At 51.5% G+C, this 20636-nt stretch carries 21 protein-coding genes and 1 tRNA gene; 5 read left to right on the top strand and 17 right to left on the bottom strand.

Annotation, left to right across the window (positions count from 1 at the left end; all coding sequences use genetic code 11):
- Positions 1–32: 32 nt before the first annotated feature.
- From NSMM_RS04970 to NSMM_RS04960, 3 genes are all read left to right on the top strand, one after another.
- Positions 33–647 (top strand): ABC transporter ATP-binding protein, encoded by a 615-nt coding sequence (locus tag NSMM_RS04970; RefSeq protein WP_090285201.1) that lies wholly within the window; start codon positions 33–35, stop codon positions 645–647.
- Positions 644–1441 (top strand): ABC transporter permease, encoded by a 798-nt coding sequence (locus NSMM_RS04965; protein WP_090285199.1) that lies wholly within the window; start codon positions 644–646, stop codon positions 1439–1441. The genes NSMM_RS04970 and NSMM_RS04965 overlap by 4 nt, the downstream gene beginning before the upstream one ends.
- Positions 1442–1566: 125 nt before the next feature.
- Entirely contained in the window at positions 1567–2025 is a 459-nt protein-coding gene (locus tag NSMM_RS04960) for a hypothetical protein (protein WP_143001864.1), read from the top strand.
- Between the two features lie 26 nt (positions 2026–2051).
- Here NSMM_RS04960 and flgL read toward each other — a convergent pair whose 3' ends face one another.
- The 11 genes from flgL to flgB form a co-directional block, all read right to left on the bottom strand.
- Complete coding sequence (gene flgL / locus NSMM_RS04955; RefSeq protein ID WP_245654687.1) at positions 2052–3257, bottom strand: flagellar hook-associated protein FlgL; 1206 nt, start codon at positions 3255–3257, stop codon at positions 2052–2054.
- Between the two features lie 33 nt (positions 3258–3290).
- The gene (gene flgK / locus NSMM_RS04950) at positions 3291–5180 is read right to left on the bottom strand and encodes a flagellar hook-associated protein FlgK (protein ID WP_090285195.1); all 1890 of its coding nucleotides are present in this window, start codon (positions 5178–5180) and stop codon (positions 3291–3293) included.
- 78 nt (positions 5181–5258) lie between these two features.
- Positions 5259–6284, bottom strand: coding sequence for a flagellar assembly peptidoglycan hydrolase FlgJ (gene flgJ, locus NSMM_RS04945; protein ID WP_090285193.1), 1026 nt, complete (start codon positions 6282–6284; stop codon positions 5259–5261).
- Between the two features lie 10 nt (positions 6285–6294).
- Positions 6295–7407 carry a flagellar basal body P-ring protein FlgI gene (locus NSMM_RS04940; RefSeq protein ID WP_090285191.1) on the bottom strand — a complete coding sequence of 371 codons (1113 nt, stop codon included), beginning with the start codon at positions 7405–7407 and terminating at the stop codon, positions 6295–6297.
- A 12-nt stretch (positions 7408–7419) separates the two neighbouring features.
- Complete coding sequence (locus NSMM_RS04935) at positions 7420–8148, bottom strand: flagellar basal body L-ring protein FlgH (RefSeq protein WP_090285189.1); 729 nt, start codon at positions 8146–8148, stop codon at positions 7420–7422.
- A 34-nt stretch (positions 8149–8182) separates the two neighbouring features.
- Positions 8183–8965: a flagellar basal-body rod protein FlgG gene (flgG, locus tag NSMM_RS04930; protein ID WP_090285186.1), complete on the bottom strand. Its 783-nt coding sequence runs from the start codon at positions 8963–8965 to the stop codon at positions 8183–8185.
- 36 nt (positions 8966–9001) lie between these two features.
- Complete coding sequence (flgF, locus tag NSMM_RS04925) at positions 9002–9745, bottom strand: flagellar basal-body rod protein FlgF (RefSeq protein WP_090285184.1); 744 nt, start codon at positions 9743–9745, stop codon at positions 9002–9004.
- Between the two features lie 34 nt (positions 9746–9779).
- On the bottom strand, positions 9780–11075 hold the full coding sequence (gene flgE / locus NSMM_RS04920) for a flagellar hook protein FlgE (protein ID WP_090285182.1): 1296 nt from the start codon (positions 11073–11075) through the stop codon (positions 9780–9782).
- A gap of 16 nt (positions 11076–11091) precedes the next feature.
- Positions 11092–11766: a flagellar hook assembly protein FlgD gene (locus NSMM_RS04915; protein ID WP_090285179.1), complete on the bottom strand. Its 675-nt coding sequence runs from the start codon at positions 11764–11766 to the stop codon at positions 11092–11094.
- 11 nt (positions 11767–11777) lie between these two features.
- Complete coding sequence (flgC, locus tag NSMM_RS04910) at positions 11778–12182, bottom strand: flagellar basal body rod protein FlgC (RefSeq protein ID WP_090285177.1); 405 nt, start codon at positions 12180–12182, stop codon at positions 11778–11780.
- Positions 12183–12184: 2 nt separating this feature from the next.
- Entirely contained in the window at positions 12185–12595 is a 411-nt protein-coding gene (gene flgB, locus NSMM_RS04905; protein WP_090285238.1) for a flagellar basal body rod protein FlgB, read from the bottom strand.
- 471 nt (positions 12596–13066) lie between these two features.
- Here flgB and NSMM_RS04900 point away from each other — a divergent pair, with 471 nt between their 5' ends.
- Entirely contained in the window at positions 13067–13516 is a 450-nt protein-coding gene (locus tag NSMM_RS04900) for a transposase (protein ID WP_090285175.1), read from the top strand.
- Positions 13517–13922: 406 nt separating this feature from the next.
- Here NSMM_RS04900 and NSMM_RS16000 read toward each other — a convergent pair whose 3' ends face one another.
- Entirely contained in the window at positions 13923–14069 is a 147-nt protein-coding gene (locus NSMM_RS16000) for a hypothetical protein (protein ID WP_218121017.1), read from the bottom strand.
- A 190-nt stretch (positions 14070–14259) separates the two neighbouring features.
- Here NSMM_RS16000 and NSMM_RS04895 point away from each other — a divergent pair.
- Positions 14260–14335: transfer RNA gene (locus NSMM_RS04895), tRNA-Arg, on the top strand.
- A 6-nt stretch (positions 14336–14341) separates the two neighbouring features.
- Here NSMM_RS04895 and NSMM_RS04890 read toward each other — a convergent pair.
- From NSMM_RS04890 to NSMM_RS04870, 5 genes are all read right to left on the bottom strand, one after another.
- Positions 14342–15763 (bottom strand): DEAD/DEAH box helicase, encoded by a 1422-nt coding sequence (locus NSMM_RS04890; protein ID WP_090285174.1) that lies wholly within the window; start codon positions 15761–15763, stop codon positions 14342–14344.
- A gap of 159 nt (positions 15764–15922) precedes the next feature.
- Entirely contained in the window at positions 15923–16723 is an 801-nt protein-coding gene (locus NSMM_RS04885) for a hypothetical protein (protein WP_090285172.1), read from the bottom strand.
- Positions 16724–16973: 250 nt separating this feature from the next.
- Positions 16974–17684 carry a cytochrome c-550 CycA gene (gene cycA / locus NSMM_RS04880; protein ID WP_090285170.1) on the bottom strand — a complete coding sequence of 237 codons (711 nt, stop codon included), beginning with the start codon at positions 17682–17684 and terminating at the stop codon, positions 16974–16976.
- A gap of 200 nt (positions 17685–17884) precedes the next feature.
- Positions 17885–18931, bottom strand: a complete 1047-nt coding sequence (gene haoB / locus NSMM_RS04875) for a hydroxylamine oxidation protein HaoB (protein WP_090285168.1) — start codon at positions 18929–18931, stop codon at positions 17885–17887.
- Positions 18928–20628, bottom strand: coding sequence for a multiheme c-type cytochrome (locus tag NSMM_RS04870; RefSeq protein WP_245654689.1), 1701 nt, complete (start codon positions 20626–20628; stop codon positions 18928–18930). Before NSMM_RS04870 ends, haoB begins: the two co-directional genes overlap by 4 nt.
- Positions 20629–20636 lie beyond the last annotated feature (8 nt).

Genomic DNA, 20636 nt, shown 5'->3' with positions numbered 1-20636 from the left:
GCCGGCTTCTCCACGGCAAAACCCTGATTTTCATGCTCACGGTTGACCATTTATCCCGTTCTATACTTCAACCAGTCTCGTTCAGTCTGGCTGATGGAGAATGCCTCGCTGTACAGGGCCCTTCCGGTTCGGGTAAAAGCCTACTGTTGCGAGCCATCGCGGATCTCGACCCACATGAGGGAACGATCAGTCTCGATGGCGTTGCGTGTCATACCATTCCTGCACCACAATGGCGCCTCCAAGTCATGTATCTGCCTGCGGAAGCGGGCTGGTGGGAAGATCGGGTGGATGCACATTTTCCGGATTGGGAAGCAGCTTGCTTCTGGGTCGAAGCCTTGCAGTTACCGACTTCCATCCGTAGCGCCGCGATACGAACCTTGTCCACTGGAGAACGGCAGCGGCTCGCCCTGGCACGCGCCCTTGTGCGTAGTCCTCGCGTGTTGATGCTCGATGAACCGACTTCCGGTCTCGACCGAACAAGTGTCTCCATCGTCGAATCTCTTTTGCTGCAACTGCTGCAGAATGGTACCAGCCTGTTGTGGGTGACACACGACCCTGCCCAGGCACAGCGGATTGCACAACGCTGCCTGCATGTGCAGAACGGCCATGTCCTTGAAACCACGCTCCGCACATCCGTTATCTCATGAACCACATCACGCTCGACCTGTACGATCTGGTGCTGGCCTCGGTACTGGTGATATTCAATGGATGCCTGTCTTTTTACCTGCAGCTGCGGCTGGAGCGCCAACTGTTGATCGCCACCCTGCGCATGATCGTGCAACTGACCCTGATCGGATTCGTGCTGAAAACGCTGTTCGCGCTGTCTTCTCCACTCTGGACTGGGCTGATGGTATTGCTCATGGTGCTGTTTGCCGGTCGTGAAATCATTGCCCGGCAAGAACGACGGCTGGCAGGTCTGTGGCTTTATGGGCTGGGAACCGGCTGCATGCTGTTGGCAACCACAGTGGTCACATTATTTGCACTGACCACCCAGATACAACCTGATCCATGGTATGACCCGCGCTATGCCTTGCCAGTGTTAGGCATGATTCTCGGCAATATCATGTCGGGAATCAGCCTGGGGCTATACAGCCTGTTGAACGGTGCGGCACGTGAACGTAGCGCTATCGAGGCGCAGCTGATGCTTGGCGCTACACGCTGGCAGGCAACCTTGCCAGTTACCCGCGAAGCGCTGCGCAACGCGCTGATGCCGATCATCAACACCATGGCCGCAACCGGCATCGTTTCGTTCCCCGGCATGATGACCGGCCAGATTCTCGCCGGCGCCGATCCGATGGAAGCGGTCAAATACCAGATGTTGATCCTGTTCCTGATCGCAGGAGGTACCGCTCTTGGCTCCGTCAGCGCCGTCGTAGGTGGAATTTACCGACTGACCGATACCCGGCATCGACTGCGGCTGGAGCGTTTGACAAACCGCTGAAATCCGGATGATTCTGTGCGCATTGTTTGCAGGCCGGAATTTGCGCAAACAAGATTCAGCCCTATGTCCGCTGACTGGCTATATTACAATAGACACATCATTTATTTCTTGAGGGAAACATGTCAATGAAACCATCTACAATTTTGAAAAAACTAACGATTCTTGCCGGGTTCCTGAGTATTGCCGCCATCACGGCCCCGGTACAGGCATCAGGCTCGTACATTTCCTGTTCGATGGATTACAAACTCAGTGGATGGTCATTTGTCGTCAGGCATTATGATGGCAGCGGCAACGTCACCTGCAGCAACGGTCAGCGCGCCCAGGTCAAACTGCGCTCCAGGGGAGTTGGATTCACCATTGGAAAATCCGACCTGGATGGTACCGGCTATTTTTCGGAGCTGAAAGACATCAGTGAAATTTATGGCGCTTTTGTCGCGCTGGAAGGGCACGTCGGTGTGATCCGGTCGGGACACGGGCAGGTCATGACGCGTGGCGTGGTATCTCTTGTAATTTCCGGCACCGGCCGGGGATTTGATATTGGGGTCACCTTAGGCGGGCTGGACGTCTCCCCGCTTGATCAATAGCTGTCCGGCACAATTTCTATCGCCCGTCAGATTTTGTTGAACAGGGACAATCCCGAGATACGGATAAAGGATTGCTGAGCTGCTTCAAGCAATGCCTGCTGACGGGTCAAGTCGGAGATAGCCTGGGCAAAATCCAGATCCTGCAGACGGGATAGCGACTGTTGATATTGGACGGCGGTGTCTTCTCCAGCTTGTTGCAATGCATCGACCTCCTGCAGGCGCGCACCGGCGGCGGCACGTGTGCCCAATACGTTGGTCAGGGCATGGTCTAAATTTTGCAGCGTGCTGTTCATGCTGTTGGTGAGCCTCGCATTTCCAGCCGCACCGCTCGCAGGCGTTTCCAGCGCGGCAATAAAATTACCGATGGTGGTAAACAGACTTTCATGACGGCTAGGTTGCACGGTGAATGTGTCGCCATCGGCAGGCGCTCCCTTGATGGCAAACTGCAGACCGTCAAAGCTGATCGCTTCTCCACTGGTATAGGGGCCGGATAATACCGTTCCGGGGGTAGCATTGGTCACCTCGAAGGTCGTCACACCGCCTGTCACGCTGAAACTGATCTTGTAATCATCCCCGGTCAGACTGGCGGCATCGGTTACCGAGCCGGAACCAATCACGCCACTGCCATTATTGGTATTTGTTGCAGCAGTCACAAACGTGCCATTACCATTTTTGATCTGCTCAAAAATCGCCAGCCCGGTTTCACTGACCGACAATTGACGGGAAGCAGATACCTGCGCCAGACGTTGCCCCTGATCGCCCGCATATTGCACCCCGCCGGCAACTTGAACAAAAGGCTGAGTTTTGCCTTGAAAGCCGGAGAACAGATAATTGCCCTCGTCGTCGGTCGTGTTGGCCAATCCCAACAATTCCTCGAAACGACCACGCAGCTCGATTGCCATATTCGACCGGTCGCTATCCGACAATGTTGGATTACCGACCGCTACGGTCAGCGATTGTACGTTCTGAATCAAATTAGTCACACTGCCCAGTGTACTATCGACCAGTTTAAGGCTGTCCCCTGCTCGCTGGCGGTTTTCCATGTACTGCGCATTCAATGAAGCTGCCTGGGTCAATTCATGCGCGCGCGCCGCACCAATCGGATCATCGGAGGGTGTAACGATACGCTTGCCGGTCGAGATTTGCTGTTGCAGCTTGAATAGCGAATTCTGTTGTTGCAACATGGATTTTGTGCCTTGATCGAACAGAGTATTGGTGCTGACGCGCATCATGGTTGTTTCCTCCGAATTGGGTCGATGATTTTTCTAAATTCTAAGCAAGGTATCGAACAGCGTATTGCTGACTTCAATCACCTTGCTGGATGCCTGGAACGCCTGCTGGTAACGCAACAGATTAGCCGCTTCCTCTTCCAGGTTGACGCCGGAGAGTGATTGCAGCGACTGATCGGTCTGCGCCAGCAGATTGGCCTGTGCGGTATTCATGACTTCCAGCTCGCGGGTTTGGTTGCCGATCTGGCTGACCAGGCGCGCATAACCGGATTGCAAAGACGCAGTTCCACCGATTAACGTCTTTTTCGTTTGTAGTCCGGCCAGCAACAAGGCATTGCGGTTATCCGAAACACCGCTGGTGTTGGCCCCGATTGTGAATGTATCCCCCGCCGCCGGCTCGCCGCTGATCTGCACCGTTAGCCCATTGAAACTGATATCGGCACCGGATTCATAATCCTTATCGGTTTCGGCAGCACCCACCCCTGCAATATCAAATTTGCCATCAAACGGCGAATGAAAGGTAATCGTCACGGCCTGTTGCAGGTTCGCATCAAGCGTATCCACCTTGCCCGCACTAATCTTGCCGGTGCCAGTATTACTGGTAGCGGCTTCAGTCCGGATTGGCGCCGCTGCGGCAATCTTTGCTGTATCGCTGATGGCAACCTGAATGTTTCTGGCGGCCTCGCGGGTAGGCTGAATGACAAAGTACTCGCCTGCCTGCATGCTACCACTGGTAACGCTCAGCCCATCCAGTGTCAGCGGCAATCCCGCGGTTGGCGCAGTTGCAGTGTTATCGGTCAAACGTGTCAGCGTGTAATTACTGCCATCAAAATCGAGACGGTAATCACTGGCGGTCAACTTGCTGACATCACTGACGATTGCCGTCACGCTGGAAGCCGACGTATTGTCGAGCGCCGACAGTATTTCCGGCTCAGGTACCTTGAAAAAGTCTTCGCCAAGCAACCCACTCAGATCCTGCCCGAGGCGATGCTGATCATTGAAGGTCTTCGCCAGCCCGAGCGCCAGCAAGCCGAATTCATTTTGTGCCGAATCAAGCGTCTCGTTACGGAAGGCGATGAGACCGCCCATACTTCCGCCCTGCAACTGATGTTCCGGAATCAAAACGGTTTTGCTGCCCAGATCCATCGCCACCGTTAGCCGCTGTGGATCTTCCCTGGAGGGCACGGCTTTGAGCGCCATGGTTTCCGAGCCGACTACCAGTGCCTGACCATTGCCGATGAACACATTGTGATGCCCGTTATCCTGCCGCACGACTGAAACATTGGCCAGTTTACTCAGGTCTCGTATCAACGCATCGCGCTGATCGCGCAGATCATTGGCGGGCTGCCCACCGGATGAACCTTCCACTGTCTGGATATTCAGGTTCATTCTGCCGATCTGTTTCGCCAGCGAGTTGATTTCATCAACTGAGCTGGTCAGTTGACTGTTGACACCTTCACGCACCTCGCTGAAGCGCTGATCCATGGACTGAAAACGTCCCGTGAGCGCTTCGGCATTGCTGAGCATTGCCTGACGCGACGGCACGGAAGCCGGATTGGCAGCCACATCCTGTACGGCGTTGAAAAAAGCATGCAGCGCAGGCGTCAACCCCGATGAGGTGTCTGCCAGTAAATTATCGAGCTGCTTGACCTCGTTATAGTAACTGTCGAGCTGACTGCTCTGGTTTTGTGTCTGCAACGACTGGGTGAACAGAAACTGGCTGAATATGCGCTGCACCGTCGAGACCTGCACTCCCTGACCAACAAACCCGTTGCCACGCATATCCGGAATATTGGTGCTGGCGATTGCCTGCTGGCGATTATAGCCGGGCGTAGAAGCGTTACTGATATTGTGGCTGGTGGTCAACAATTGTGCCTGCGCGGTACGCAGGCCGGAGACACCAATATTCGCAAGACTGTTTCCCATATTTTTGTCCTTATCTTTAATAAACTAATTGAGGTTATTAACGGCAATTACAGCAGGAAATTAACCCATGGACCTGTGTTAGCCGCCTGTTGCCTTGAAATTAAATACATCGCTGTTGATGATATTGATCAGTTTTTTCGCATAGTGTGGATCAGTTGCGTAACCGGCCTGCTGCAATCCCCACGCAAACGCGGTTGCACTGCGGCTTTTCACTACAGGGGCGTAGCGGGAATGGTTCTGCAGCAAATTGGCATAATCGCGAAAAGCCTCTTCAAACGAAGCATAGGCACGGAATTTCTCGCGCAACTTCTCTGGCTTGCCATCAATATATTCAGTGGTCGTTGCTTCAACGACCCTGCCGCGCCAGGAAGCGCCCGCCTTGATGCCGAACAAATTGAAGCTTGGCGCATTGTCTTTGTCACGAATCTGGTGCTTGCCCCAGCCAGTTTCCAGCGCCGCCTGCGCGATCATGAAACGTTCGGGAATTCCGGTTTCCTGCGCGACTTTCCTGGCATGTGGCAATAGCTCGGCGACGAATTCCCGAGGTTGACGCAATATCGGCTCCATTACTGCCATGCGTTCCGCCTTGATTGTGACCAGTGGCTCGCCGTGCGGCGTCGGCGTCATACCGGAATAATTCGGTCTGGCTATTGCTGTGTAAGGGCTTGACCATAGCTGCGACGGCAAATCCCGTGGCTGACTGGGTGACAGATTGACGAGCGGTACCGCCTGCTGATCGGCAAGTGCACCCAGCATCGCATTTGCCTCACCGATTGTCGTATCCGGGCTGGCATCCGCCTCAATCGATTGCGTCAATTGCTGCACGATCATGTCAGCCAGACCAATTCCCTTTTCGGCAAAATTCTGTGCCAACTGCTGATCGAGCATCTGTGTGTAGAATTTCGACTGTTCATTGTCGAATAACCCCTTTTCAGGTGAAGCATCACGCATGCTCTTCAGCATCATATTGACAAACAATGCCTCAAATTGCTTTGCTGCCTGATGAAGTCCTTCCTCAGGATTTTGCCTCGCGTGATGACGCAACTTCTCGATACTCTGACTATCGATTGCCAGCTGGCCAGTCAGATCGGACGTATTGATCATGCAGGCCTCACTAGATGATTTCGAGTTCGGCACGGAGAGAACCGGCTGCTTTCAACGCCTGCAGAATGGCGAGCAGATCCTGCGGCGTAGCACCGATTGCATTCAATGCCTTGACCACTTCCGCGAGATTCGCCGCACCCGGCAACAGCATCAGATTGCCTTCATCCGAACGAATTTCGATTTGTGATTGTGGCACCACCACAGTCTCCCCCCGCTCCGAGAAAGGCCCAGGCTGGCTGATGATCGGCTGAGTATTGATGATGACGGACAGATTACCGTGCGCCACCGCACTCGTTGCCAGCATCACTGCTTGATTCATGACGACCGAGCCGGTACGTGCATTGATGATGACTTTCGCCGGGCCTTGCGCTGGATTGATTTCCAAATTCTCGATCTGCGAAATAAATGTCACACGCTGGCTGCTGTCCAGCGGCGCCCTGATCTGGATGATGCGTCCATCAAGCGCAGTGGCAGTACCTGATGGAAAGCGACTGTTGACTGTCTCGACAATCATCCTGGCCGTCGTGAAATCAGTATCACGTAACTCCAGATGAATATGCTCGCCTTGACCGAGCACAGTTGGCACCGCGCGCTCAACAATCGCACCCGCGCTGATTCTTCCCGCATTCAGATGATTGATCTGCACACTGCTGCCTGCCGAACCCGCACCCGCACCGCCAATCACCAAAGATCCTTGTGCAACCGCATAAACTTGATTATCAATGCCTTTCAGCGGCGTCATCAACAGCGTGCCACCACGCAGGCTCTTGGCGTTACCCATCGATGACACAGTCACGTCGATATTCTGCCCCGGTTTGGCAAAGGCAGGCAAGGCAGCTGTCACCATGACCGCAGCGATATTGCGCAGTTGCATGTTGATACCTGGCGGCAAATTGACCCCAAGCTGTCCCAGCATGCTGGCAATGCTCTGCACCGAAAATGGTGCCTGCTGTGTCTGATCGCCCGTGCCATCCAGCCCCACGACCAGCCCATAGCCAATCAACTGGTTGCTACGCACCCCCTGAATACTGGTAATGTCCTTGATGCGTTCGGCGGCAACCATGGACGGCGTTAGTAACACGCCCAACCAGGCAAAGCCAAACAAAATGTTACGTAAGCTCATAGTAATGCTCGCTCAAAAGGGTAAGACCGAAAGAAAAAACCGGGACAGCCAGCCCATCGTCTGCGCTTCATCCAGATAGCCACTGCCACGATATTCGAGACGGGCATCCGCGACCTGTACCGATGACACCGTGTTATGGATGATGTTGATCGGATTGATCACACCAGACAGGCGAATATATTCATGCCCCTGATTGATGCCGATCTGCTTTTCGCCACTAACCAGCAGATTGCCATTGGGCAGAAAATCGATCACCGTCACCGCGATCGTGCCAGTGAAATTGTTGTTACTGGAACTTGCGCCTTGACCATCAAACTTGTTGGTCGATTCCGTTTCCAAAGCAACATCCTGGAACAGACTCTTGAGTGGAATTCCAATAAACGAGGGAATCGAAAATCCGGTTTCGCTCTCGCGCTTCACGTTACTGCCGGTTTTTTTGCTCGCATTGGTACGCTCGTTGAGCGTCACGATGATGGTGTCACCAAGACCGCGTGCACGCCGGTCCTCGAACAGCGGAATGTAACGCCTGCTGGACTGATGACTGAAAGCAGTCTGGTAGATGCTGCCGTGCGTTTCCACGGCCGGGACCGGTGGTGCAATTTCCGGCCGGATCGTCATCGGCTGCTGCACGGCGGGCTTGGGCGTGATCGCACATCCGGATACCACCAGAACCAGCGCAGGCAACACCAGTCTGACGATACGGAATTTATCGCACAGGGCGAAACGGTTGATCGATTTCATGATGTCCGTTGTAAGCTCATGGATAAAAAAATGATTACAGCTGTGCTAGTTTTTGCAGCATCTGGTCCGATGTCTGGATCGAGCGGGAATTGATCTCGTAAGCACGCTGCGTCTGGATCATTTCGACCAGCTCCTCGACAACATTGACGTTGGATGTTTCCACGAATCCCTGATTGAGCAGCCCCATACCATTCGTACCGGCAATACCGGGGTTAGCGACACCGCTCGATGCCGTTTCCAAATAGAGATTCTCGCCAAAACGCTGCAGTCCCGCCGGATTGATAAAACGGGTCAGCTGCAGTGTTCCCACCTGTACCGGTGCAGCCGTTCCGGGCGTCAAAGCCGAAACGGTTCCATCACGCGCGATGGTAACGCTCAATGCATCCGGTGGAATGGTGATGCCCGGCTGTACAATGAAACCGCTGGACGTTACCAATTGCCCATTTTCATCCGACTGGAACGCCCCGTCACGGGTATAGGCCAGCGTGCCATCTGGCAATAGAATCTGGAAAAATCCTTCACCCTGAATCGCCACATCGCGCGGATTACCACTCTGCTGCAGATTGCCCTGCATGAAAATATTTTCGGTCGCTACTGGCCGTACGCCGGTGCCCATCTGCAAACCAGATGGCAGACGGGTTTGCTCGGAGGACTGCGCGCCGGGTTGACGCAAGGTCTGATAAAGCAGGTCCTCAAATACCGGCCGCATCCGCTTGAAACCATTAGTACTGACGTTGGCCAGATTGTTGGCAATTACGTCCATTTTGGTCTGTTGTGCATCCAGACCGGTTTTTGAAATCCATAATGCGCGTGTCATACTATTGTCCTTTTATCGAAACTGATTGATTGATGGCTAACTTCTGAGCGTCAGGATTTCGCTTGCCTGCTGCGAATTCTGTTGCGCGTTTTCCAGCATTTTCATCTGCATGTCGAACTGGCGCGCCAGTGAAATCATCTTTACCATTTCATGAATGACATTGACGTTACTACCCTCAAGTGCGCCTTCCACCAGCACCACCTTTGGATCGGCCGGTGCGGCTTCGCCATTTTTCAGGCGGAACAGCCCGTCATCTCCCCGGATCATTTCCTCGGCGGGTGGATTGACGAGTTTGAGACGGCCAACGATCGACACCGCCGTTACTTTCGAGTCATCAGAAACGATCGAGACGGTACCGTCCTTGGCGATCATGACGCGGCTATCAGGCGGAATGGCAATGACACCGCCATCCCCCTTGACATTCAGACCATCACGCGTCATCAGCACTCCATTAGCATCAATTTGCAGATTGCCGTGGCGAGTATAGGCTTCCTCCCCATTTTCCAGCTGCACCGTAAGCCAGCCTTCACTCTGTACCGCCACATCCAGTGGTCGGCCAGTATGCTGAATCGACCCCGGGCTGAAATCGGAGCCAGTAGTGGTATCCAGCACAAACGCTCGGGTCGGCAGGCTGTCACCGTAAATCGGCACCGCACGAAAACTGTCCGTCTGTGCGCGGTAGCCGGTGGTCGAAGCATTCGCCAGATTGTGCGAAGCCGTTGCTTGCTGCGTCATGGTATGCAGCGCACCGGTCATCGCGGTATAAATCATTCGATCCATAATATTCAGTTACCTGTTAATTGATCAATATAAATCAAAGGTTAACCAGCGTCTGGAGGACAGCATCCTGTGCTTCAATGGTTTTCGCGTTGGCCTGATAGACTCGTTGCGCGGTAATCAGGCTGACCAGCTCGGTGGTCAGATCCACATTGGCTTCTTCCACTGCAGCAGATTGCAGCGAACCCAGCGTGCCACTCGACGGCAGGCCCACCAGTGGCAGCCCGGAATCCGCCGTTTCCAGCCATTGATTTCGTCCAAATGGCTTAAGGCCATTCGTATTAGCAAAGCTCGCCAGCACGACTCGGCCCAGTGTGGCGTTTTCGCCATTGGTATAGTTACCATTAATCGTGCCATCATCGGACACGCTGAATCCCGCCAGACGACCGGAAGTAAAGCCATCCTGACTCAGTTTGTTGACGCCGAAATTACTGCCAAACTGGGTGGAACTGGTCAGATCGAACGAAAACTCCAGCGGCGCAGTCGCACCCCAGTCAGCCCTTCCCAGGTTAGTGGCGATTGCCGGCAAATTCACCGATGCCGTGATCGGCCCCGCGGGTGCGGTCAGCGCACCATTGGTGTCAAAGTTCATTGTCATTGAGGATGAACCACCCAGCGTCACGCCAACTGGTTGACCAGGCGTTCCTGTTATTGAGTCTGTCTCTGTTGCGCCATCCACCGTGGCAAAAACTTCCCAGGTGGCCGGAGCGCTTTTCTGGAAGAACAGGGTCAGCGTATGCGAATTGCCGAGACTGTCAAAGATTGCACCGGAAGTGGAGCTGGCATACGTCGCCGGATTAGTGGCATCGAAGTCTGGCAGTGATGCCGGCACATCGATGCGCGAGTCAAGATTGACGCCTGCGGCAAATTTGCTGGTTGCCTGTGGTGTCAGCTCCGCGGTGGACAGTTGCAGATTGGTGGGAGTATCGGCAAGAATCTGCCCGGATTTGTTGGCAGCAAACCCCGTGACATTGAGGTTGTCCGCATTGACCAGAAACCCGTTGCTATCGAGATGAAACTGGCCATTACGGCTGTAACTGATCGCACCGTTGTCACTCATGCGGAAAAACCCACCGCCGACAATGGCAATATCCAGCGGATTGCTGGAATTGCTGATATTTCCCTGTGAAAATTGCTGGGCAATTGCCGCCACCTGTGTGCCAATCCCGACCTGGTTACTGCCCGCGCCCCCAAGAGAATTAGCGAATACATCACTGAATTGCGCCTGGGATTGTTTAAATCCAATCACATTGGCATTGGCGATATTGTTACCCACCACATCCAGATTGGTTACCGCTGCCTTCAACCCACTTAATCCGTGCTGAAACCCCATGATTTATACCCCTGTCCTAAAATATTTTTTTAATATCATTCATGCCGGCAAAGCCCAGTTCACCCACATCCAGCAACGCACCGTCGTCACCTGGCGCCGCGCTGCTGACCGTACCAAATGCCAAAGTAGTTGCTGTGACGTCTGCCTCGCCTCGCACTGCTTTCACAGAAAAACTGTAACGACCATCGGCTGTCTGGGTGCCGCCATTGGTCAGCCCATCCCAAACAAAGGTATTTACACCCAGCGATTGCGCAGCCAGATCGATATCACGCACGGCAATACCGGCCGCATCCTTGACCGTCACCACTACCTTGTCGGCAGGTTCCGTCAGTTCAAAACCACCAATTCCTGCACCCTTTTCGACCTGCATGGAAGTACCAGGAACCAATACGCCACGCCCGATCATGGCAGCCGCTTCGAATGAGCTACGTGCATCGGCATTTGCTACCAGTTTTTCCAGCGTGGCATTGAGCTTGTCGATACCACTGACGGTGCTGATCTGCGCAAGCTGGCTGGTCACTTCAGCGTTATCCATCGGATTCAATGGATCCTGATTCTGCATTTGAGTCACGAGCAGCTTAAGAAAGCGCTCCTGCGGGTCATCCTCGTTTTTGCGTACCGCAGTCAAGTTTTCCCCCTGACTGCCAAGCAGTGGCGAGATGCTGGAATTTACGTTTGCTACCTGATTCATGGCGAGCCTCCTTATTGACCGATTGAAAGTGTTTTCTGCAACAGTGTTTTGGTGGTATTCATCATGTCTACGCTATTTTGATAGGATCGCGATGCAGACATCATGTTGACCATCTCATCGATTGCGTTGACATTGGGTGACGTGACATAGCCTTTTTCATCCGCCATCGGATGCTTGGGGTCATAAGTCACCTTCATCGGTGAAGGATCGTGCACCACGCCCGCCACCTTGACACCCTTGGCAGTAGTCGTATCGACATCGATAGTTTTGAATACAACCTGCCGCGCGCGGTAAGCTTCGCCAGTCGAGCTGGTCACGCTGTCCGCATTGGCGAGATTACTGGCTACCACATTCAACCGCTGTGACTGCGCCGCCATCGATGAGCCTGCAATATTAAAAATACTGAATAACGACATAATTAATTTCCCTCCCTGATGGCAGATAACAAGCTTCTAATCTGGCCGCTGACAAAAGTCAGGCCAGCGTCATAGCGCAGCGCATTGTCAGCAAATTGCATGCGCTCGGTATCCATATCGACGGTATTTCCATCCGCACTCGGTTGTTGTGGAATACGGTACTGCGCCTGTGAAGAACCGATCGAACGAAAACTGGAAGGATTGATATGCTTGGCTGAAGTTGTGTTCAATCCAACATTCGTCTGGCCAGGAGCAAGCGAATTTTGCAACGCTTTGGAAAAATCAAAATCCCTGGCCTTGAAATTAGGCGTATCTGCATTGGCGATATTGCTTGCTAGCATCGTTTGTCTGGTAGCTCTCATATTGAGCGCGTTCTGTTGAAAACCAAGAAATTTGTCAAGTTTATTGATCATGATTTCCTCCTGTTGTATGGTCACAAATAATATAAGCATCAACCATGCCAACTTTTATTTACCCTGAACTGCCGTTGATTGATTAAAGAAATATATAATCCGCCCCCAATTCCCGCTTTAACCTTATTTCTGAGGCAATACCACGCATCCCGGGCGGCAAAAATTGTCGCAAGCGGCAAAAATTAACCTACACGAACTTACTTTCGGCAACTCGGAGCAATTTGATGGGCACACATGGGCGCCCACGTTATGACAAGCTTCAAGTCAATGATTTTGAGAAGACAAAGATTGCAACTGATGTGGGCCACACTAAACCGGACACACAATTTAAATAATCTGGATGCAGATTTGCTCGACAGAGTGGACGCTGATTGGGTTATTTAGAGCCTGGTTGCAGAAAAAACTTTCCCTATCAATGTTGTGACGTCGTGGTATGACAAGCGGCCCCCTGACCGGCGGCATGGTCGCGCAGTGGCTACGCATGAGATTTACCGAACTTACTTTCAGAGGTGGTTTGAACCAGAAGTTCTCAATATTCATCTTCCCTGCAAGCAAGACGCCACTTGTAGCGGCAACACAAACAGCGAGGGGAAGCCACTTTATATACGCTTGACTCCCGTAGCGGGCTTTACATATGAAGCGCTCAAACAATGGTCGGCTGAATGTCTGTCATCTACTGCACGAGTCGTATCTGATGGTTTGGGGTGTTTCGGGGCGGTTACGCATACAGCCGCGCAGCATGCGCGCCATATTGTGGGAAGTGGCAAATCTGCTGTGCAGCGTGCCGAGTTTCGCTGGGTCAATACGCTTCCTGGCAATCTCAAGACTGCCTTCAGCGGAACCTACCATGCATTCAATCACGCCAAGTTGCACAGAGTGCTATCTTGCAGAATTCTCCTATCGCTTCAACCGCCGCTTTGATTTGGCTGCCATGGTGCCGCGATTGCTGCGCGCCGCCGCAACGACAGTACCTCTTCCGATCGGTATATTGAGAATTTCTGAGACAGGTAGCTAATCAGGTTTTATTTTCAATGACTTCACGCTTGGCTTTTCATGCCTTAAGTTTGGCGTTGTAGTCCTTCAATAGCCGTTTTGTATTTACTGCTTCTTATTTCTCGTAGCTTTTAATTCTACTTTTCCAGATTACTCCAAAGCCACTTTCCGTCAGGTGGAGGACTATTTGGCACTGAGTCTCTTCTGATACTGCTTATGAATAATTTCAGCCGAGTAGTTGGCTGTAAGCTGCCTTCGATGCATTATTGTCTTGACGGAGGGGGCCACTATAGTGAGTCGGTATATTTGTCCAATGGTACAACCATGAACATCGTCACGGTGTCATCCACTTTGCAATCCCGGCATAACGCCATGCCAACCTGGATACCGACTTGCTGCAGAAGCGTGTCACTCTACGGGCTATGCGATCGTCACCTTGTACAGTGGGCACCCCATGCCCATGTCCACGCGTGGCACACACATAACCACCTCATCTCTCATTCCCGTGATTCTCGTGCATTACCCCGCACTGACTAACAGGGCTAACAGCTCATTTGACAACACCCCCAGTAATAGGGCAATCTCTCATAATCTCAGATTTGTACGCGGAAAAAATTTTTACACTAAAATTTCTCATTGCTTTGTATTAGCCTTAAAATGTTAGTGTACAAGCCCTGGTAGCTCAGGGGATAGAGCAACCCCCTCCTAAGGGGTAGGTCGGACGTTCGATTCGTCTCCAGGGTACCACTTGAATTATTTTTTTTTATCCTTTACCGGCATCTTGAACAGCACAGGCAAGGGTTTTGTATCTTCCTGTTTTTGGGATAGCAAGACTGATTTATGAGGCTCATCTCCACCAGATTCCACTGGATTTATTAGTGCAGCTGCTGCACTACTAGGTATATATGGTTGTGTAAAAATTGGGTCTTGCTTCGATTGTGGTGATCGTTTATGAGTACCAGAATGGTGGCGGGGGGCCGCTGTTTGTTCTCTTTGCAGTCGCGTTCTGGGAACCGATGTATCTGCAATAAATCCAGGAACTTCTATTAGCTCAAGTTTGGCATTCAACAATCTCTCAATATTGGTCAAAAGTTCCTTCTCATGCTCGCTTACCAGCGAAATAGCCTTACCTTTGCTGCCTGCACGACCAGTTCGCCCTATTCGATGAATGTAGTCCTCTGGCGTACTGGGTAACTCAAAATTAATGACATGAGAAAGTTTATCGATATCAAGGCCTCGTGCTGCCACATCCGTTGCTACGAGCGCTTCAACTTCGCCCAACTTGAATGCTTCAAGTGCCTGAGTACGCTGTAGCTGATTCTTATCGCCGTGAATTGCCAGGGCAGTTATATCATGTTGCGCTAGTAAGGTTGCCAACTTTCCAGCACTCTGCTTAGTTTTAACAAATATTAAAGCTTGTGTTAATTCTGCTTGCTTAATTAAGTGAATCAGCAACCTTAGTTTGCTATCCGGATTAACAAGGTGCACCACATGCGAAATAGATTCATTAACCGTATTCTTCCTTGAAACTTCAATTTTTACAGGATTTTTTAATAAACTATCCGCCAATCTTCTGATTTCTAATGAAAAAGTTGCCGAAAACAGTAGGCTTTGGCGTTGCTGGGGAAGCAGTGCCATCACTCGTTTAATATCTGGCAAAAATCCCATATCCAGCATACGATCTGCTTCATCCAAAACTAATATTTCAGTTTTAGAAAAATTAACCACCTTTTGCTCAATATGGTCCAGCAAGCGCCCAGGCGTGGCAACCAATATTTCTACGCCATTACGCAAACTTTGTGTTTGCGGCAACATATTGACGCCACCATAAATGGCTGCAACTTTCAGCGGCAAATATTTTCCATACTTTCGAACACTTTCATCAATTTGGATGGCCAGCTCTCGGGTTGGCGCCATGATTAGTGCGCGGACGGGATGTTTAGCTGGAGATACGCTCGTATTTGCAACCCCTTGCAATCTATGAAGCAATGGTAGAGTAAAACCAGCAGTTTTGCCTGTCCCTGTTTGAGCACTCGCCATCACGTCCCGACCAGCCAGAATCACGGGAATTGCCTCAGCCTGGATAGCAGTTGGCGTCGCATAACCCTCATCGGCAACCGCTTGCAAAATCTCTCTGGACAAACCCAGCTGTTCAAATGTTATTTCACTAATCATAAATCATTGTATTTTTTCCAAAAAGCACGCCTATAAACTGCTTTCAGCACTTTCCGTCAAGTATTTTGAGAACAAAAATATAGAGGGTTGTAGCCTCAAAGCACTGAAAACCAATGTGCAGACTTTTCAGGAATTACTCCACATCTACGGTGAAAGCAATTAAGCCTTGTTTTTACTAAGAATCGTTCTAAAATTTAGTACGATAGTCTTTATTCGTTTATAAACCAAGCCAAATTTATGAAACCCTTGTAATAAAATTGGCGCACAGCCAATTGCAACTGCGTCTACTAAACAATACCAGGCAGCGACACCGCTTGGAGGATTACCCTGCGACAAATTGAATACAGGTTCGATAGTTGCCCATCGCCAAGTACCCGCTGCCGTTCCAATCAACTCCAGCCAGGTAGTGATAAAAAAGGCTGCGAGATAGACTAGTGGTGATCTCCCTTTGAATAAGTAAATTAACAAAACAATATACAATAACGCACCAACCTGATCCCCCTGTTGGGGAATACCACTGACTCCCCAAGCAGACCACAGACCACAGACCCAAATCACAAAAATAGCAATTTTTCTAGCATGCTTAAGAAAAAAACCAGATCGCGCCAAAGCAACGGCTGTTAAGTAGACCATGCCATGTCCAGGAGGGATGTATAGTGGTATGTTCTCCAGCCTGTAGGTATAACCTCCCATATAAATTGACGCAAAATGCTCACCAGCGGTTGCAAATGCTACGGCAATCGCAACCTGCATACGTATTTCGCGATTTTCTCCCAATAAAAGCCCAATCAAAAAAATCCAGGCAATCACTCCCAAAAAATTTTGGAAAGCCAAGCTTGCATGCGTATCAATTACCAGACTCACTGCCACACAGAAAAAGGTAAAACCAGCTATAAAGTAATCCCGCCCGCGGTGTATATAGTTACCATTCAACTCTGGGAAATGCTTAAATACATTCATAATGCTACAAATAAAAAACCGTCTTTTAGACGGTTAGATGAAAACTGTTGGGTTATCTTTGCTCATACCAGAAAGTAATAGTTTGACTGGATTCTTTTTTATCGGCGATAAATAAAAACTACAGTATTCAATAGAGAATTCCTCAAACATAAAAAATTATAGAAATAATAATATTTTTCATGCTCCGAGGAAAACAGACAAGCTGCTTTCCTCGGAGCAAATAACTCCAGTAATAACCAAGTTGCTGGTCTTAATCTTTTTCCTTTTTGGTTTCTTTAGCGCTGGCCTGAAACTCGTCGTGATATTTGAATTTAGGCTCTCCAGTATAGACACCATCTAATTTGTAATGTTCATGCATGGCTTTTTCGTCCTTGACCATTTCATCGAACTTGAAGGTGTATTTTTCATCCACGTCCGGAGTGAACGGGGTGTAAGGAGGTTTGGCGCCCTTCCACGGTGATCCTTCATAATTCAGGTGGCAGGCATTGCAGCTTTCTTCAAAGTGGAAGTCCTGTCCTTTATCTGCCGGTACTTTACGTGAGGTGGTTTTGCCGGATTTCTCAAAAGCCTGTCCCGCCTTGCGATGATCACCTCGATACTGCCGCCCCGCTCCATGGCAGGATTCACAACCTACTGCAGCCAGTACCTTTTTCGGAGAATCAATGCTGTAACCGCCTTTTTTGTTAAACCCGTCCACATGACAACCCACACAGTCCTTGTCCTGGGTGTAGTCTTTGGCCGGGTCAAGTTTGGCTTTGATCTTGGCTTCTTTTTTGGCGTTAGGCTCGAGCGATTTCATCGCTTTGGCATGCGCAGTTTTGCTCCAGGATTTGGCTTGTGCCTTGTGGCATGAGCTGCATTTCTTGCGGCCTTCAAATGGTGCTTCTGCTGCCATGAGATTGCCAGTCATTAGCGTAAAAAGCGCCACAACCAGCAGTTGGGCGAGAGTGATGAGTTTCATTGCTTCTCCTTTTGTTGGTGGACGGTTGTTCGAGTCAGCCAGCTGGTTGCCGGTTATTTATGTGCTCGTTTGCCTTGCAACCGCTCTGATTTTATCAAAATGCCTTGCGATTCGCTCGCTGCCCGTATTGTACCCGATCACGACAGACTGTAAATCATTGCAAGCAGGTATCCCGCAAGATTTAGTGTTCATTCGTCACGCTAGCTGGATGGTTGTTCTGTCGGTAGTTTGTATACCCAATACCCGCCTTGCTGGTAGATCAGTTGCAGGGCGTCAAGCTCCAGCGGCGCTGGGCGGTCCGTTAGTGGCAACAGCGGTGCCAGCAGGGTCTGATAGCTCGCCTCGTCAGTCAGGAAGAAGGCACGAATCAGTTCGTCTGACAGTGACTGCAGGGTGTAGGTAGTGTAGCCACGCCGGCCCATTTCGGTTTTGAGGTGGCTGATCATGCCATGTATGTTACCGGTCATGCGGTAGTTTTTATAGGCCACTCCCAGTTTGTCCGGGTACAGCAGTCCCAGCTTGTACAGGTCGGTGACGTGTACAACCAGGTAGGTTTCGCGGTTGGGATCGGATAGTTTGCGCAATTCGGCCAGCCCCGCTTCAAGTGGCTCTGTCAGCGCATGAGTGAAATGCTGGAACCGGGTGCGCTCCTCATCGCTTACTGCGGTCGCAACCTGTTCGCTCTCGTAGGCAAGAATGGCAGTACGTTGTGCCTGCCAGCTGTCCGGAATGATGAGGGGTTCATGCAGTGGACTGCGGAATAAAACGTTGCGTCCAGTCAATAAGGCCAGTTGCGCAGAGGTGTCCCACCATGCCAGAATCAGGGCGTCTGCTGCAGCATGTTTGTCGATGGCGGCTGCCAGTGTACTCAGCTCGGCAGGCTTGCGATCGAGTATTAACAGCGGTTCGCTGGTCAGGTTTTCCCAGTCGAGCAGTACCGGGGAATGTTGTGCACGCCGTCCAAAATAGGCGTGAGCAACGACCTGGTCTATCTCTGGTACATACACTTCATACTGATCAATGGTCAGGTCCGGCCATGCGCTCAGCTCCAGTTGCGGAAATTTGCTGCTATCACCCGTCTCCAGTAATTGATAGCGATACGGGGCGGTCCCAGGGGTGAACCATAGCCAGGCAAACCAGATGAGCAAAACAAAACCTCCCGTTACCAGCAGGATGCCAAGTAACGGGAGGACTTTGTCCAGCCAGCCCGCTTGCGCGGGCCGGCCGGTCGTCAGTGGCTCACTCAAGCCTGTTTCCGCTTGCGACTACGCCAGCCAATCAAGGCCAGTGTGCCCGCGAGCAATAGGCCACCGCCCAGTCCGCCCAAGGAGATTTTTTCCTCAGGGGTGGTGATGTCCAGCAGGCTGGTTTTCTTGCCGTCCAGTTTGTTCACACGTTCTTGCAGGGCAGCCATTGCCTGCATTTTGGTATGTTCGTCCTGAATTTCAACATAGGCACGGTTGATCGGTCCCCAACCTTCGGTATATGTCCAGCCACCCGGGTTGGTGTGGGCCAGGCCTACGTGCATTTTCGCCAGGTCATTTTCAGCCATTTCCAGTACTTTCAGTTCGATCGAGGCGGGATTGTTGCCTTTCGACCAGAAGAGCTGGGTGAAAATGTGGAAACCAGGCTTCTCTGGTTCCGGTGGCGCAGGACGGTTGGTTTTCTGTCCCGTCAGGTTGCCCGTCTTGTACAGTTTTTCAACCAGTTCATGCGCTTCCTGATATTTGGCCAGTCCTTCCAGCGTACCTTTGTCCATCAGCTCAAGGTAGGAACGGGCAAAGCGTTCAGAGTGACACTGGGTGCAGGTAACCACCCAGGAGTCAAGCCGTGCTTCCGACCAGTCGCTGGTGATGTTTTCTGCTATGCCCGGAACAAACGGGTAGTTCGCCCAGCGGATTTTACGTGTGATGTTGTGGGTATATTCGCCTTCATATTCAAAATGGCAACCCGCACAGGTCGGCGCGTTCTGTCCACCTACCGCGTAGGCATCTTTCAGCGGCGCTTCCCAGTTCCATTTGTCTCCCAGCATGGCAACCATCTTGCCGTGCTTGGACATCGAATAAGTTTCCCAGTTGTTGTGGTCTACCCCGCTGTGGCAGGTGGCGCACGCTTCTGGTTTACGCGATTCCGCCGCAGAGAATTCATGTCTAGTGTGGCAGGAGTCACATTTGTTCTGGTTGGTATGACACATGGTGCAACCTTCTGCAACTTCCCGTTGCGGCATCGCGGCCCAGACAGTGGTCTCAACGTTGGCGCTGTAATCCAGCGCATGGGACGGACGACCATCCGGCCATTGGCCATTCGGCCAGATCATGGTGTCACGTTCGGATTCCCGTTCGGCAAATTCACGCAGGTGACAGGTTCCACAAACGTCCGCCGTTGGCATAACCAGGTCTTTGCTGTGATCAATCTTTTGCTTAGAGTCCGCATTGATCGATACGTGACAGTCAATACAGCCCACTTCTTTCAAAGGCTCTTTTTCGCCTAATTTGCCTATCGAACGCAGGTTGGCTTCGACTTCTTCCAGCTTGGCTTTCTTGTAGTAGGTCGGATCACTGGGTTGCAATTTGCGAACCTTGTCAAGGTTGGCATGCGTGCTGCGCTTCCAGGCCTGTACCCATACCGGCGACTCATCCGTGTGACATTCTACGCATTCCTTGCGGCTGGCTTTGTCACGCATCGAGGTAGGTGGTTTGTAAAACGTGGCCGGATCCAGGTACATGCTGTACGGAATCGGTTCCCAGTATTCCCCCATCGTGCCTTTGCCCGCCCCTTGTGCAGGATCCTTGTAACGCTTGACTAACGCTTCATGTGTCTCCTTCGGCGTCGCCTTGCTCCGATCCAGACCCAGTGCTTCATACGTTACGTCCGGTACCGACGATATGTTCGCCTGTATCCCACCAGCTACCATCAAACCACAAGCTAGCAGTACTCCCTTCAGCCAAAATC

This window comes from Nitrosomonas mobilis, assembly GCF_900103035.1.
Taxonomy (GTDB): Bacteria; Pseudomonadota; Gammaproteobacteria; order Burkholderiales; family Nitrosomonadaceae; genus Nitrosomonas; species Nitrosomonas mobilis.
This window is presented reverse-complemented; position numbering and strand designations above follow the sequence as displayed.

Coding starts and splice junctions, on each gene's coding strand:
- NSMM_RS04885 (WP_090285172.1), bottom strand. CDS start 16,723: ATGAATGTATTTAAGCATTTCCCAGAGTTGAATGGTAACTATATACAC.
- NSMM_RS04970 (WP_090285201.1), top strand. CDS start 33: ATGCTCACGGTTGACCATTTATCCCGTTCTATACTTCAACCAGTCTCG.
- NSMM_RS04960 (WP_143001864.1), top strand. CDS start 1,567: ATGAAACCATCTACAATTTTGAAAAAACTAACGATTCTTGCCGGGTTC.
- flgK (WP_090285195.1), bottom strand. CDS start 5,180: ATGGGAAACAGTCTTGCGAATATTGGTGTCTCCGGCCTGCGTACCGCG.
- flgF (WP_090285184.1), bottom strand. CDS start 9,745: ATGGATCGAATGATTTATACCGCGATGACCGGTGCGCTGCATACCATG.
- flgG (WP_090285186.1), bottom strand. CDS start 8,965: ATGACACGCGCATTATGGATTTCAAAAACCGGTCTGGATGCACAACAG.
- cycA (WP_090285170.1), bottom strand. CDS start 17,684: ATGAAACTCATCACTCTCGCCCAACTGCTGGTTGTGGCGCTTTTTACG.
- NSMM_RS04965 (WP_090285199.1), top strand. CDS start 644: ATGAACCACATCACGCTCGACCTGTACGATCTGGTGCTGGCCTCGGTA.
- NSMM_RS04890 (WP_090285174.1), bottom strand. CDS start 15,763: ATGATTAGTGAAATAACATTTGAACAGCTGGGTTTGTCCAGAGAGATT.
- NSMM_RS04940 (WP_090285191.1), bottom strand. CDS start 7,407: ATGAGCTTACGTAACATTTTGTTTGGCTTTGCCTGGTTGGGCGTGTTA.
- flgJ (WP_090285193.1), bottom strand. CDS start 6,284: ATGATCAATACGTCCGATCTGACTGGCCAGCTGGCAATCGATAGTCAG.
- flgL (WP_245654687.1), bottom strand. CDS start 3,257: ATGATGCGCGTCAGCACCAATACTCTGTTCGATCAAGGCACAAAATCC.
- NSMM_RS04935 (WP_090285189.1), bottom strand. CDS start 8,148: ATGAAATCGATCAACCGTTTCGCCCTGTGCGATAAATTCCGTATCGTC.
- flgC (WP_090285177.1), bottom strand. CDS start 12,182: ATGTCGTTATTCAGTATTTTTAATATTGCAGGCTCATCGATGGCGGCG.
- NSMM_RS04915 (WP_090285179.1), bottom strand. CDS start 11,766: ATGAATCAGGTAGCAAACGTAAATTCCAGCATCTCGCCACTGCTTGGC.
- flgE (WP_090285182.1), bottom strand. CDS start 11,075: ATGGGGTTTCAGCACGGATTAAGTGGGTTGAAGGCAGCGGTAACCAAT.
- flgB (WP_090285238.1), bottom strand. CDS start 12,595: ATGATCAATAAACTTGACAAATTTCTTGGTTTTCAACAGAACGCGCTC.